Genomic DNA, 12345 nt, shown 5'->3' with positions numbered 1-12345 from the left:
CCGGGCCGGCGGGATGTTCATTTCCGTCCGGCGCCCTCATCATGTGCCCACCGTGAGAACTGACGAGCCGCCAGGAGGCCCAGTGGTACGCCTGCATGCCCGAGCCCTGCTGTGCACCCTCGCCCTGCTGCTCTGCACGGTCACGCCCGCTGCCGCGGCAGCGCGGCCGACGGACGCGGGGCCCGATGCCGCGGCAGCGCGGGCGACGAACGCGGGCACCGGGGTCACGCCGGTCATCCTCGTTCACGGCTACAACGCGGACCCTGGTGTGTGGGGCTCGCTCCGGACCGATCTCCTGGCGTCCGGATACACCGAAGGGGACGTGTTCGCCTGGGGTTACGACACCAGCCAGTCCGTCAACGAGACCCTCTCCGGCCGCTTCGCCGCCTACGTCGACCAGGTGCTGGCCGGCACCGGTGCCCGCAAGGTCGACATCGTGGCCCACTCCTTCGGCAGTCTCGTCACCCGGTGGTACATCAAGTACGGCGGCGGCACCGCGACCGTGGACCACTGGGTGTCGCTCGCCGGCCCCAACCACGGCACCGGCGTGGCCTGGGCCTGCGCCCTGTGGTCGCAGGCGTGCCGGGACATGACACCCGGGTCGTATGTGCAGACCCGCTTGGCCCAGGGCGACGAGACACCCGGCGACGTGCGCTACGCCACCTGGTGGTCGGACTGCGACGAGATCGTCGACCCGGACAGCAGCGTGCTCCTGAACGGGGCCGACAATCACCCGGCGGGCTGCCTGGCCCACAACGACCTGCTCACCGACGACACCGTCTCCCAGCAGCTGCGGGCCTTTCTGCGCGGCTGAGGGCCGCCCCGTGAGCGATCCACGGCGGGCTGGTCGAGCAGGCGTCAGGGCTCCTGGCCCCGGCTCGATTCGTTCGCGCGGTCGATCTCGGCCATGTGCTCCTCCGCCCAGCCACGGACCACGGCCAGCGCGGCCTCCAGGGAGAGGCCCAGTTCGGTGAGCCGGTAGTGCACGCGGGGCGGAACAGACGGCTCGACCCGGCGTGCGGCCAAGCCGTCACGCGTCAGGTTCTGCAGCGTCACGGAGAGCATCTTCTGGGAGACCCCGGGCATCCGGCGCTGCAGCTCGCCGAAGCGCACCTCCTGCGGGGACGCCTCCGCCAGCACCTTGACCGCCATCGACGTCCATTTCGTACCGATCCGGTCGAGGAGCCGGCGCGTGGGGCACCGGGGATCGAACAGGTCGCCCCGACGGCCGTCGGAGGCGCCCGTCGCGCCTGTGGCCGGGACAGTCACCTGGAACTCACCACCTGAGGGCAAAGTGCGGTCTAGGACAGCCCAGACTACTTACCTACGGTTGTGTTGTCACCTTTGGTTAGTCATGGGAGCGCGCATGACCGCAACGAGCAACCCCTCGCCCGCCGACCACCCTCCTCCCGGCGTCGAGCTGTGCCGCGTCACGGTGGGCGGTGTGGCACTGAACGTGGCGACGGCCGGACAGGGCCCCGCCGTCCTGCTGTTGCACGGCTTTCCGCACACGTGGCGGATCTGGACCCATGTCATCGGCGAACTGGCCGCACGGTACCGGGTGATCGCCCCGGATCTGCGTGGCTTCGGTGCCAGCGACCGGCCGGCGACGGGGTACGACGCGGGGACGCTGGCAGCAGACGCCGAGGGCCTGCTGGAAGCGCTCGGTGTCGCCTCCGCGTCCGTGGTGGGCATCGACGTCGGCACCCCGCCCGCCTTCCTGCTGGCCATGCGCAGACCGGATCTCGTACGCCGGCTGGTGGTCATGGAGTCGCTGCTGGGCGGCCTGCCCGGTGCCGAGGAGTTCCTCGCCGACGGCCCGCCGTGGTGGTTCGGCTTCCACTCCGAACCCGACCTGGCGGAGTCCGTCCTCGTGGGCCAGGAGGAGACGTACGTCGGCTGGTTCCTCGACCGCGGCACGCTGGGGCGCGGGGTGCGGCAGGACATCCGCGCCTCGATCGTCCGCGCCTACGCCGGCAAGGACGCGCTGCGCGGCGCGTTCGGGCCGTACCGGGCACTGGACGTCACCGGCCGGCAGATCCGGACGGCCGTCGAATCGGCGCGTCTGGCCGTCCCCGCGATGGCGATCGGCGCGTATCCGGTGGGCCGCGCACTCGAACGCCAACTGCGCCCGCACGCCGACCGTCTGGAGGCGCACGTCCTGGAGGACTGCGGACACATCATCCCACTCGACCGGCCCGAAGCACTGTCGGCCCTCCTCCTCCCCTTCCTGGCCCGATCCGAAGGGCGGACACCGAGAACGCGACGGTGAACCTGCCGGTCCGACGCGGTCGGCACAGGCTCGGCCGAGGGCCTCCTGCCGCGATGAGTTTCGGCCGGATCGCGAGTCTGTTCCGGTGACCGTCGTAGGACGCCGTACGACGGTGCCCGGCACGAGACATCACGGAGGACACCATGTCGACCACGCCGAGTGACCCGACCACCGCGCTGCCCGGCCGGCCGCCGGTCGTCGACCCGGCCACCTGGCAGGCGGCCCGTGACGAGCTGCTGGTCCGCGAGAAGGCCCACACCCGCGAGGGCGACGCCCTGGCCGCGGCCCGCCGCCGGCTGCCGATGGTGGAGTTCGACGGCACGGTCGAGGTCGTCGGGCCCGACGGCCCGGTCCCGTTCCTGGACCTGTTCCAGGGCCGCGACGAGCTCGTGGTCTACAAGCACATGTGGTACGACGGCGCGCCGCACCAGGGACAGTGCGAGGGCTGCACCACCACGGCCTGGCACCTGCGGGACGCCGTCTACCTGAATGCCCGCGGCGTCTCGTTCGCCGTCCTGACCACGGGCCGCTGGGACGAGGTGGCCTCCTACATCGAGTTCATGGGCTACACCCAGCCCTGGTACTCGGTGCGCGACGTGGACGCGCCGGTCGGCGGCAACATGGGTCACCTCACCTGCTTCCTGCGCGACGGCGACCGCGTGTTCCTCACCTACTCCACGACGGGCCGCGGGAACGAGCGGGTCAACGGGTCCCTCGGTCTGCTCGACATGACCCCCTACGGCCGCGGCGAGGCATGGGAGGACAACCCCGAAGGCCGGCCCGAGGGGGGCAGCCCGTGCTGGTCCTGGCGCTCCGACGCGGACGGGAACGCCACCTGGGGCCCGACCAGCCGCCCCGTGCCGCAGTGGACCCGCCCCGGCGCGACCTCCGTGGAGACCCTCGGCCGGCGCGGCCACCACCACTGACGCGAAGTCGTCGACGACGCCGGCACAGGGTCAGGTGCCGGGCGGAACCTCCGCACGTTGCGGGCTCCGCGCGATGCGGGGTCCGCGCGATGCGAGGCTCCGCGCGATGCGAGGCTCCGCGCGATGCGGAAGTCCGCGCGATGCGGAAGTCCGCACGATGCGACGGTCCGCCCGCGCGCTCGGCCGTTGGGCGGTACGTCCGGAAGGTCGAGGCCCTTCGCCCGTCCGACCGAAACGCCACCGCCCCCACCGCCTCGCGCTACGAATACGAATACGACTACGAGACCCGCCCACCCCCTCCCCCACGCAGCCATGATCTGGAGCGCCGCCGCCTGACAGTTCGGCAACCGCCCTGCCCGACGGCCCAGTTCACAGACACGCGCGCCGACACCCCGTTGCCCCACCGTCCTCCGCCGCGATCGCCTCAGCGGCCCGGTTCCCGGCGGACTCGCCGAAAACAGTGGCAGGCACTTCTGCCGCAGTGGCCACGGGCCTATGGTGAGCCGTCACTTGTGTCTGCGGTGAGGGGAACTGATGGTGCTCGGAGCCAGGATCCTCCGGTACGGTGCGGTCTTCGCGGCAGCTCTTCTGCCCTGCGCCGGACTCGCCACCAGGGCCTCCGCCGACAGCGCTGCGGCCGGCTCGAACCCGGCCGCCGTCCGGCTCGACGCGTACTGGACCCCGGCCCGTATGGCGGCTGCCCGGCCCGCCGACCTCATGAAGGGAGCCGAGGCCGGCACGCCGGCACGTGCCGTCCCGCCCACGGTGGACGGGCCCCGGCCGGGCGAGTACATCCCGCCGAGCCGGAGTTTCGACGGCATCCCGCAGGCCGGCACCTTCTTCTGGACGGACGCCACGGGCACCGGCCGTACGTGCAGCGGCTCCGTCGTCCGCAGCCCCGGCCGCGACCTGGTCCTCAGCGCCGGGCACTGTCTGAAGGGCTACGCCGGCACCTCTCCGCGCCGGCACCTCGGATTCGTCCCGCAGTACCACGACACCCTCAAACCCTTCGGAATCTTCCCGGTGCGGACCGACGGCGTCTACGTCTCGCAGGAGTACTACGACCTCGGCGAGCACGCGGGCGCCGAGTACGACTTCGCCTTCGCGCTCACCGAGCCCAACCAGGACGGAACTCGGCTCCAGGACGCGGTCGGTGGCGTGCACCTGCTCACCGGAACGGGCTACTTCCACGCACCCGTACGGATGATCGGCTACCCGGGCGGAGCGGAGAAACCGCTGGAGTGCTGGAGCTGGACCACCCGGTGGGCGAGCGACGACCCCGCCGACCCGGGAACCTTCCCGCGCATCGCCTGCGACGCGTTCGTGGGCGGCACGAGCGGCGGCCCCATGCTCGTGCCGTGGCCGGGCGGCTGGGCCGTCATCGGAGTGATCGGCGGCTACCACACCGGCGGCAACACGCCGCAGGTCTCCTACAGCGCCCGCTTCGGCGCCGCCACCCAGGCCCTGTACCGCGCCGCGATCAGCAACGCGCCGCCCGCGGGGCCGTCCGCCGCCACCGGCTCGTAGGCGCCGGGGCGGCGTCCCCGGACTCGTGGACGTCGGTCAGACGGGCAGGGAGGCGAGCCAGGTGGTCAGCAGCCTGTTGACCTCGTCACGGCACTCCTGCTGGACCCAGTGCCCGCACCCGTCGAGAACGTGGGAGGAGACCAGGCCGGGCAGGGTGGTCGGGTACGCCTTGATCGCGTCCGCCATCCAGGTGGTGGAGGCGTCCGAGGCACCGCCGATGAACAGGGACGGCTGGGTGATGGGGGCGCCGTCGCAGTCGGCGAGGTCCTCCCAGTCCCGGTCCATGTTTCGGTAGCGGTTGAGGGCCCCGGTCATACCGGTGCGCTCGAACTCCGCGGCGTAGACGTCCAGGTCGTCCTCGCTGAGCCAGCCGGGAAGCGGGCCGGCCGGGAAGCGTTCGCGCAGTGTGCCGCCGCGCGACGCGAAGTGCGGGTCCGGCGCTCCGGGTGCGGGCATGGTGTCGGCCGACAGGGCGGCGTAGAAGCCGGCGAGCCAGCCGCGGACATCGGGTTCGATCTCGGCTTCGGCACGGCCGGACTCCTGGAAGTAGGAGACGTAGAACTCCTGGTCCCCGCCCATCTGCGCGAAGATCTCGCTGGGTCGCGGGCCGCCGCGCGGGGCGTAGGGCACGCTCAGCAGCCCCACCGCGCGGAAGACATCAGGCCTGACCAGAGCGGCGTTGGCCGCGATGGTCGAGCCCCAGTCGTGGCCGACGATCACCGCGGACTGCTCACCCAGGGCGTGCACCACGGCGACCGCGTCCTCCACCAGGTCGAGCATCCGGTACGCGGCCGCGCTGTCGGGCCTGGAGGAACGGCCGTAGCCGCGCACGTCGACGGCGACCGCCCGGTACCCGGCCGCGGCGAGCACCGGCAGCTGGTGACGCCAGGAGTACCAGGACTCGGGGAAGCCGTGCACCAGCAGGACCAGAGGTCCCGTGCCCTCCTCGACCAGGTGGATGCGGCCGGCGGGAGAGGGGACGGTGCGGTGTGTGCCGTGTGCGGCATGGGCGGGGTGCGGCATGGGTCCTCCTGGGTTCGAGCTGCCGTGTGCCGAGTGCGCCGCGGGACGGGGACAGGTCACGGCCCGCCCTCGAACGGCCTGCTCGTGATCGTGGATCGGATCGTGCGGCCGGCACGAATTCCGTTGCTGCTTCGGCAAACGTCCCGCCGGCCGCCGGCACCCCAGAGGCAGGTCCGGGTCCCCTCCGAGAAGGGGCCGCCACGCAAGGTGCACTCCCTCAACGCTCAGGGACGGGAGTACCTCGAAGAGTTCTGGAGGACGTGGAGCTTCCTCGCGGAACGACTCGAACAGCTCCGCGAAGGGGGCGAGTAACCATGTCGGCCGCGCCCGACCTCGACCGGGTCGGCAGGTCAGTCTCCGGCTGTTCCGGTGGGAGCGCAGCAGGGGGCATCACCTCGCCGCGGCCTCACGCCTTTCCGTCGTCGTCTTCGTAGGTGTCTTCGTCCTCGTACTCGGCTTCGTCGTCCGAGTACTCGTCTTCGGGTGACTCTTCCTCGCCCTCTTCCTCGCCCTCTTCCTCGCCTTCTACCTCGTCCGCCCCCTCGTCCGCTCCCTCTGCTTCTCCGTTTTCTCCGTTCTCTTCTTCCGGCTCTTCGTCCTCGTATTCGGCCTCTTCCTCCTCCAGCGCCTCCTCGTGGGTGCGCACCACCTCGCCGTCACGGATCTCACCGCGCCAGCCGTCGGCATCCTCGTCGGAGAGCGTGACGTAACGCTGGAAGTGCTTGGCGTCGAGCCGCAGCCTGCGCCCCTGGGCACGCCACAGGTTGCCGGTCTTCTCGAAGAATCCGGAGGGGTAGTACTCGACAACGAGCACAATGCGCGTGAGCGTGGGTGTCAGTTCGTGGAAGCTGACGCAGCCGCGGGTGCTGCCTTTGGCTCCGTCCGAGGTCCACATGATGCGCTCGTCCGGAATCTGTTCCTGGATCGTGGCCTTCCAGGAACGAGTGGAAGGCCCCACCTTCACCTTCCAGTCGCTGCTGGTGTCGTCCCCCTGGGACACGCTGCGCACGCCCTTGGTGAAGGAGCTGAACTTCTCGAACCGGGTCCAGTGGTCGTAGGCGACGCGGACGGGGACACCTACATCGAGGTGTTCGATGATGGTCGTGACTTTGGGAGTTCCCGACTTACGGCCCTTGCCGCCGCCGAACAGGCTCGAAGCCTTTTCGGTCACGCTGTCCTTGATGCTCTTCGCCTTCTCGCCGATCAGGGCCTTGACGGGTGAATCCCCCTGGAGGACGCGGGCGCCGACTTTCGGGAGGACTCCCCCGTTCTCCGCCACGTCCAGCAACTGGTCGGTGAGGTCTTCCACCTTGTCGCCCGCCACGTCCGCGAGATGCTCCATCTGGGCGCCGAGGTAGTCGACGACTTCGTCGCGCAAGCGGTCGAGGCCGGAAGGCTCGTCCCGCCCGGTCTTCTGTGCCGTCCTGGCCATGGCCTACCTCCGCCGGGTGGACGCCTTCTTGGCGGTCGTCTTCTTCTGCGCGGCAGTCTTCTTCTGCGCGGACTTCCTGGGGGCGGTCTTCTTCGCCGTGGACTTCCTCGCGGGTGCCGCAGACTTCCTCGCGGGTGCCGCAGACTTCCTCGCGGGTGCCGCAGACTTCCTCGCGGGTGTCGCAGACTTCCTCGCGGGTGTCGCAGACTTCTTCGCGGCGGCCTTCCTCGCAGGCGGCGCAGACTTCTTCGCAGCGGTCTTCCTCGCCGGTGCGGCGGTCTTCTTCGCGGCGGCCTTCCTGGGCGGTGCCGCGCTCTTCTTGGCCGTCTTCTTCGCCGGCTGCGTCTTCTTGGCGGTGGTCTTGCGGGCGGGCGTCTTGCGCGGCGCGGGCCGCGCGGACGGACGTTTGGCCGTGCGGCGGCGCCTGGGGGGCTCCTCCTCCGGCTCCTCCCGGGCAACCCGGCGGGTAGGGCGCCTGCGCCTGGCCGTGGCCTTCTTCGGACGCGGCTCCTCTTCCTCTTCCGGTTCTTCTTCCTCCTCTTCCTCCTCTTCCTCTTCCTCTCCTTCTTCCGGCTCTTCCTCCTCGGGTTCCTCCTCCTCGTCCTCCACTTCCTCGTCCTCGGGTTCCTCCTCTTCCCCTTCCTCTTCCGCTTCCTCCTCCGGCTCGTACTCCTCTTCTTCCTCCTCCTCTTCCTTCTCGGTGCCGATACGGGTGGTCCGTTCGTGCAAGGCATCCGCGAGATCTGCGAGTTTGCGGTCGGCAGCGGCAGCGAGCGCCTTGCGGCCCGCGTCCTTGAACTCGCCGCGCACCTGCTCGTTGAGGTCGGCGACCTGCGGCAACTCCTGGAGCCTGCGCAGGCCTTCGGTGAGCAGTTGCTGGGGTTCGAGGCCGAAACGGCGGCCGGCGAGGTAAGTGGCCACTCCGAAGGCGAGTCGTCCCTTCTTCGCACGGCCGAGGACGTAGCCACCGGCCAGTGCGGCGGCGAGAGCGATCTTCGTGGAATCGTTCATCGATCATTCCCTCCGGCGAGCCGCTATGCGGTCGCCCGGCGGCGCGCGGCCGCCAGCGGCCCGTCACGGCACACTTTCAAGGTGTATATGTTGAAATAGTACGTTTACGTGACGGGGAAGCGCCGCTCCAGCGACGGAGTTGGGAACATGGCCGGGTCAGAAAAGGACGGCACGGGGAGTGGCAGGCGACCCTCCCACGGTGACGACGGCACGCGCCGTGCCCGCAGCGACAGGGCCCACAAGCCCGGCAAGCACTCGGCGGCATGGGCCATGCGCTCCGCCGCAGGGCAACTGGAGGAACTCCTCGGACGGTCCCCCGAGTCGGTGTCGGCAATAAAGCCGACCGAAGACGGCTGGGAAGCGGATGTCGAGGTACTCGAACTGGAGCGAGTCCCCGAGACCACCAGCGTGCTGGGCACCTACCACGTGACGCTGGACGAGGAGGGCGACCTGCTGGCGTACGAACGGACCCGCCGCTACACGCGCGGCCAGATCGACCGGCGCCGCTGATACGCACAAGGGGGTGGTGAAGGGAGGCGCCATGACCGTGGTGCCGCAGGGCGGAGGCAGCATCTCGCGCGGAAGCACGAGCAGCCTGTACGACGTCCTGGAACTGATCCTCGACCGCGGCCTCGTCATCGACGTCTTCGTCCGCGTGTCCCTCGTGGGCATCGAGATACTCAAGATCGACGCCCGCATCGTCGTGGCCAGTGTGGACACCTACCTGCGCTTCGCCGAGGCCTGCAACCGCCTCGACCTCGAATCCGGCAGCCGACAGCCCACACAGCTCACCGACCTCGTCGGCGAGATCACCGAAGGCGGGGCGGAGGGCAAGTCCAAGGGCGCCCTGACCGGCGCGGTCGAGGCCGTCAAGGACACCTTGACCGGCAGCGGCACAAAAGAGGACAGCGAGGACGAAGACCAGTACGAGGAGAACGAGGACAACGAGGACAACGGGGAGAACGGGGAGAACGGGGAAGAGGAGCAGGAGGAGCCCGAATACGAGGAGGAGCCCAGGCAGCAGCACCGCCGTCGACCGGCTCGAAGGGCTGCCCGGCGGCAGAGGGAGTGAGCATGGCCGTCTACGTCTACTCCATCGCCTCGAAGGACCACCCGATGCGGCTGGACGACCTCCACGGCGTCGGCGAATCGCCCGGTCCACTGCGCACGGTGACCGCCGGAGTACTGTGTGCGGTCGTCAGCGATGCTCCTGAGGATCTGCGGCCCAGGCGTCGTGACGTTCTGGCACACCAGGAGGTCCAAGAGCGGCTGATGGCCGACGGAGCGGTCCTGCCGCTGCGGTTCGGCATGACGGCCGAGACCGACGACGTCGTTCGCAAGGCCCTGGAGGACAGTGCGGGCGAATACCAGGAGCAGTTGCAGAACCTCAAGGGCGCCACGGAGTACAACCTGAAAGTCTCCTGGGAGGAGGAGGCGCTGCTGCGCCGGATCCTGCTGGAGTCGGAGGAGGCCCGCGAACTCAACACCGCCACCCGCGACGGCGCCGCCACCCCCGAGATGTCGCTCGCGCTCGGCGAACTGGTCGCACAGGAAGCCGAGGCGCGACAGCAGGCACTCGCCGCGGGCATCGTCGAGGCGCTGCGTCCGTACGCGCGTGAGAACAGCCTCTCGCCACCTGGCGGCCGCGACTTCCTCAACGTCTCCTTCCTGGTCCCTGAGGACGAGGAGGAGATGTTCCTTGCCACGGGGATCAGCCTGGCCAACCAACTGGGCGAGGAGTGCGAGTTCCGGCTGCGCGGACCGCTGCCCCCGTACAGTTTCGTCTGAGAGGCGCTGCTCATGGGCCTGCTGACGCAGATCCTCACTTTCCCGCTGGCGCCCGTGCGGGGCGTGACCTGGGTCGTCGACCGGGTGGTCGAGGCCGCGGAGCGGGAGTACTACGACCCCGAGCCCGTCGAGCGTGAACTGGCGGCGCTGGAGAGAGCGCTGCTCGAGGGCCGCATCGACCAGAGGAGCTTCGACGAGCAGGAGGACCGGCTGCTCGACCGTCTGGAAGAGATCGCGGCGTACCGGAGGGGCGAGACCGCTCCCTGAGCTGGAATCGAGGTGCCTGCCGTGTCGGAACCCCCCGCCAGCCGGCTGAGTTCCTACCCGTCCAGGGCGACGGCCCCGTACGGCTACGGGCAGGGCTCCTCGGCGAACCTGGCCGACATCCTCGAGCGCGTTCTGGACAAGGGGATCGTCATCGCGGGGGACATCCGGATCAATCTCCTCGACATCGAGCTGCTCACCATCAAGCTCCGGCTCATCGTCGCCTCCGTCGACAAGGCAAGGGAGATGGGGATCGACTGGTGGGAGCACGATCCGTCGCTGTCCTCGCACGCCGGCGAGAGTGCGCTGGCCGAGGAGAACAGGCGGCTGCACGCCGAGATCGAGGCGCTGAAGGAAGAACGGGAGCTGTCGCAGGGCGAGAAGCAGCGGGCCGCCGGCCGGCCCGGAACCTCGCGGTCCGCCACCCGGCCGGGGACCTCGCGCTCCTCCACCCGGCGCAGGAGCGGGGCGGCCGATGACTGAACCGGTCACCTACGCCTACGCCGTGCTGCGCGGCACCGAGGGACTCGCCGCGGCCCTGGACGGCGTGGCGGGCGTGGCGGGGACCGCGGTCCGTCTGGTACCGGCCGGCCCCGGGAGCGAACTCGCCGCCGCCGTCAGCTCGGTGCCCGGCCAGGACTTCCAGGAGAGCGCGCTGCGACGCCATCTCGAGGACCTGGACTGGTTGGAGGTCGTCGCCCGCGCGCACCACACCGTGATCGAGGCCCTGGCCGCGCACACCACCGTGCTCCCGCTGAGACTCGCCACGGTGTACCTGGACGACGGGCGTGTGGAGAGCATGCTGCGGGCGGACGCGGAGCAGTTCTCGCAGGCCGTGCGGCGACTGGCGGGCCGTCTCGAATGGGGCGTCAAGATCTATGTGGAGCCCCAGCCGGAACCGCAGGTCACCGACGAGGCGGACGCGGCCGGCACGGCGGACGCACTCAGCCCCGGCCGGGCCTATCTGCGGGCCCGCCGTTCCCAGCGGCACGCGCGCGACGAGTCCTACCGGGCCGCCCTGCAGGCCGCCGAACGTGTCGAGGCGATCGGCCGCGACATGGCGGCCGGTCATGCCCGGCACCGGGTGCAGCAGGGGGAGCTCGCCACCGGCGCCGGGGAGAACATCGTCAACGACGCCTACCTCCTCGCGCACGGGACGGCGGAGGAATTCCGTACGCGGGTCCTCGATGCGGCCCGGGGACTGCCCGGCGTGCGGATCGAGGTCACCGGGCCCTGGGCGCCGTACTCCTTCGCCGCACCGCCCGGCGCGGAGGATCCGGCACCGGACCCGGCGCCATGAGCGGCACGGAGCGGCAGCCCCGGGCCGAGCCGCCGGCGCAGCGCCAGGTGGCCCTCATCGACCTGCTCGACCGCCTGCTGAGCGGCGGCGTCGTGCTCACCGGGGACGTGGTGCTGTCGATCGCCGACATCGATCTGGTCCGCATCTCCCTGCGGGCCCTGATCGTCTCCGTGAGCGCCCGGAACCCGTCGCCGTGGGATTCCGCGGCACCCCCCGTGGACGAGCCGTGACGGGCCCGCCCGGGGGCAGGCGTCCCGATCCGCCCGACCGTCTGCGCGAGGTCGCCGACGCGGCCGCCCGGGCGTTCCGGCTGCTGCCCGCCGTGCCGGACGACATCGCACCCGCCGGACGGCGGGAGCCGCCGCGCCCGGCCCGCCGGATCAGCGCGGATCCGGACACGGTCGAGCGCGACCTGGTCAGGCTCGTCCTCACCCTGGTCGAGCTGCTGCGGCAGCTCATGGAGCGGCAGGCGCTGCACCGCGTCGACCAGGGCGACCTCACCGAGGAGGAGGAAGAGCGGCTGGGCACCACGTTGATGATCCTCCACGACCGCATGAGCGATCTGTGCGCCCGCTACGGCCTGACCATGGCGGACCTCAACCTGGACCTCGGCCCGCTCGGCACTCTCCTGCCGCCCGATCAGCCCGAGTGACGATGGCCGGCGGAACTGCTCATGGGCCCGCCGCACGGCTCCGTCGCGCTCCGGGACGTGGCGGAACGGCAGCCGTCCCGCATGTCGGCGGTGGGCCAACCACCCCCCGCCACATGCTCGTTGAGGCTCGCGCCGGACTCTCACGTACGT

Annotated in this window: 16 protein-coding genes; 12 read left to right on the top strand and 4 right to left on the bottom strand. The window is 70.6% G+C overall.

What is annotated here, in order from left to right:
* Positions 1–82 precede the first annotated feature (82 nt).
* The gene (locus ACZ7P3_RS36755) at positions 83–814 is read left to right on the top strand and encodes an esterase/lipase family protein (RefSeq protein ID WP_472088443.1); all 732 of its coding nucleotides are present in this window, start codon (positions 83–85) and stop codon (positions 812–814) included.
* Positions 815–858: 44 nt separating this feature from the next.
* Here ACZ7P3_RS36755 and ACZ7P3_RS36750 read toward each other — a convergent pair whose 3' ends face one another.
* On the bottom strand, positions 859–1269 hold the full coding sequence (locus tag ACZ7P3_RS36750) for a winged helix-turn-helix transcriptional regulator (protein ID WP_472088441.1): 411 nt from the start codon (positions 1267–1269) through the stop codon (positions 859–861).
* A gap of 97 nt (positions 1270–1366) precedes the next feature.
* Here ACZ7P3_RS36750 and ACZ7P3_RS36745 point away from each other — a divergent pair, with 97 nt between their 5' ends.
* The 3 genes from ACZ7P3_RS36745 (at position 1367) to ACZ7P3_RS36735 (ending at position 4725) form a co-directional block, all read left to right on the top strand.
* Positions 1367–2272 carry an alpha/beta fold hydrolase gene (locus ACZ7P3_RS36745; RefSeq protein WP_472088439.1) on the top strand — a complete coding sequence of 302 codons (906 nt, stop codon included), beginning with the start codon at positions 1367–1369 and terminating at the stop codon, positions 2270–2272.
* Positions 2273–2415: 143 nt separating this feature from the next.
* Complete coding sequence (locus tag ACZ7P3_RS36740; RefSeq protein ID WP_472088437.1) at positions 2416–3198, top strand: DUF899 domain-containing protein; 783 nt, start codon at positions 2416–2418, stop codon at positions 3196–3198.
* A gap of 534 nt (positions 3199–3732) precedes the next feature.
* Positions 3733–4725, top strand: a complete 993-nt coding sequence (locus tag ACZ7P3_RS36735; protein WP_472088435.1) for a trypsin-like serine peptidase — start codon at positions 3733–3735, stop codon at positions 4723–4725.
* 36 nt (positions 4726–4761) lie between these two features.
* Here the strand turns inward: ACZ7P3_RS36735 and ACZ7P3_RS36730 are convergent, their stop codons facing one another.
* From ACZ7P3_RS36730 to ACZ7P3_RS36720, 3 genes are all read right to left on the bottom strand, one after another.
* Complete coding sequence (locus tag ACZ7P3_RS36730) at positions 4762–5748, bottom strand: alpha/beta fold hydrolase (RefSeq protein ID WP_472088433.1); 987 nt, start codon at positions 5746–5748, stop codon at positions 4762–4764.
* A 406-nt stretch (positions 5749–6154) separates the two neighbouring features.
* Positions 6155–7180 (bottom strand): SRPBCC family protein, encoded by a 1026-nt coding sequence (locus ACZ7P3_RS36725; protein ID WP_472088431.1) that lies wholly within the window; start codon positions 7178–7180, stop codon positions 6155–6157.
* 3 nt (positions 7181–7183) lie between these two features.
* Positions 7184–8191: a histone protein gene (locus ACZ7P3_RS36720; protein WP_472088429.1), complete on the bottom strand. Its 1008-nt coding sequence runs from the start codon at positions 8189–8191 to the stop codon at positions 7184–7186.
* A 147-nt stretch (positions 8192–8338) separates the two neighbouring features.
* Between ACZ7P3_RS36720 and ACZ7P3_RS36715 the strand changes: the two genes are divergently transcribed.
* Genes ACZ7P3_RS36715 through ACZ7P3_RS36680 form a run of 8 tightly spaced genes read left to right on the top strand, consistent with a single transcriptional unit; the run spans position 8339 to position 12195 of the window.
* Positions 8339–8701 carry a gas vesicle protein GvpO gene (locus ACZ7P3_RS36715; protein ID WP_472088428.1) on the top strand — a complete coding sequence of 121 codons (363 nt, stop codon included), beginning with the start codon at positions 8339–8341 and terminating at the stop codon, positions 8699–8701.
* Positions 8702–8732: 31 nt separating this feature from the next.
* Positions 8733–9263: a gas vesicle structural protein GvpA gene (locus ACZ7P3_RS36710; protein ID WP_472088426.1), complete on the top strand. Its 531-nt coding sequence runs from the start codon at positions 8733–8735 to the stop codon at positions 9261–9263.
* 2 nt (positions 9264–9265) lie between these two features.
* Positions 9266–9979: a GvpL/GvpF family gas vesicle protein gene (locus ACZ7P3_RS36705; protein WP_472088425.1), complete on the top strand. Its 714-nt coding sequence runs from the start codon at positions 9266–9268 to the stop codon at positions 9977–9979.
* A gap of 12 nt (positions 9980–9991) precedes the next feature.
* Positions 9992–10246 carry a gas vesicle protein GvpG gene (locus ACZ7P3_RS36700; protein WP_472088423.1) on the top strand — a complete coding sequence of 85 codons (255 nt, stop codon included), beginning with the start codon at positions 9992–9994 and terminating at the stop codon, positions 10244–10246.
* A gap of 21 nt (positions 10247–10267) precedes the next feature.
* On the top strand, positions 10268–10726 hold the full coding sequence (locus tag ACZ7P3_RS36695) for a gas vesicle protein (RefSeq protein WP_472088421.1): 459 nt from the start codon (positions 10268–10270) through the stop codon (positions 10724–10726).
* Positions 10719–11543 (top strand): GvpL/GvpF family gas vesicle protein, encoded by an 825-nt coding sequence (locus ACZ7P3_RS36690; protein WP_472088420.1) that lies wholly within the window; start codon positions 10719–10721, stop codon positions 11541–11543. Before ACZ7P3_RS36695 ends, ACZ7P3_RS36690 begins: the two co-directional genes overlap by 8 nt.
* Positions 11540–11773 (top strand): gas vesicle protein, encoded by a 234-nt coding sequence (locus tag ACZ7P3_RS36685; protein WP_472088418.1) that lies wholly within the window; start codon positions 11540–11542, stop codon positions 11771–11773. Before ACZ7P3_RS36690 ends, ACZ7P3_RS36685 begins: the two co-directional genes overlap by 4 nt.
* Positions 11770–12195 carry a gas vesicle protein K gene (locus ACZ7P3_RS36680; RefSeq protein WP_472088416.1) on the top strand — a complete coding sequence of 142 codons (426 nt, stop codon included), beginning with the start codon at positions 11770–11772 and terminating at the stop codon, positions 12193–12195. The genes ACZ7P3_RS36685 and ACZ7P3_RS36680 overlap by 4 nt, the downstream gene beginning before the upstream one ends.
* The last annotated feature ends 150 nt before the right edge of the window (positions 12196–12345 follow it).

It is taken from the genome of Streptomyces sp. NPDC107581 (genome assembly GCF_055657175.1).
The sequence above is the reverse complement of the archived record's forward strand: the minus strand, read 5'-3'. Positions and strand labels throughout refer to the sequence as shown.

Excerpts from the sequence above, each read along its gene's own strand:
- ACZ7P3_RS36740 (WP_472088437.1), top strand. The coding sequence starts at position 2,416 with ATGTCGACCACGCCGAGTGACCCGACCACCGCGCTGCCCGGCCGGCCG.
- ACZ7P3_RS36725 (WP_472088431.1), bottom strand. The coding sequence starts at position 7,180 with ATGGCCAGGACGGCACAGAAGACCGGGCGGGACGAGCCTTCCGGCCTC.
- ACZ7P3_RS36735 (WP_472088435.1), top strand. The coding sequence starts at position 3,733 with ATGGTGCTCGGAGCCAGGATCCTCCGGTACGGTGCGGTCTTCGCGGCA.
- ACZ7P3_RS36715 (WP_472088428.1), top strand. The coding sequence starts at position 8,339 with ATGGCCGGGTCAGAAAAGGACGGCACGGGGAGTGGCAGGCGACCCTCC.
- ACZ7P3_RS36700 (WP_472088423.1), top strand. The coding sequence starts at position 9,992 with ATGGGCCTGCTGACGCAGATCCTCACTTTCCCGCTGGCGCCCGTGCGG.
- ACZ7P3_RS36685 (WP_472088418.1), top strand. The coding sequence starts at position 11,540 with ATGAGCGGCACGGAGCGGCAGCCCCGGGCCGAGCCGCCGGCGCAGCGC.
- ACZ7P3_RS36720 (WP_472088429.1), bottom strand. The coding sequence starts at position 8,191 with ATGAACGATTCCACGAAGATCGCTCTCGCCGCCGCACTGGCCGGTGGC.
- ACZ7P3_RS36745 (WP_472088439.1), top strand. The coding sequence starts at position 1,367 with ATGACCGCAACGAGCAACCCCTCGCCCGCCGACCACCCTCCTCCCGGC.
- ACZ7P3_RS36710 (WP_472088426.1), top strand. The coding sequence starts at position 8,733 with ATGACCGTGGTGCCGCAGGGCGGAGGCAGCATCTCGCGCGGAAGCACG.
- ACZ7P3_RS36730 (WP_472088433.1), bottom strand. The coding sequence starts at position 5,748 with ATGCCGCACCCCGCCCATGCCGCACACGGCACACACCGCACCGTCCCC.
- ACZ7P3_RS36690 (WP_472088420.1), top strand. The coding sequence starts at position 10,719 with ATGACTGAACCGGTCACCTACGCCTACGCCGTGCTGCGCGGCACCGAG.
- ACZ7P3_RS36705 (WP_472088425.1), top strand. The coding sequence starts at position 9,266 with ATGGCCGTCTACGTCTACTCCATCGCCTCGAAGGACCACCCGATGCGG.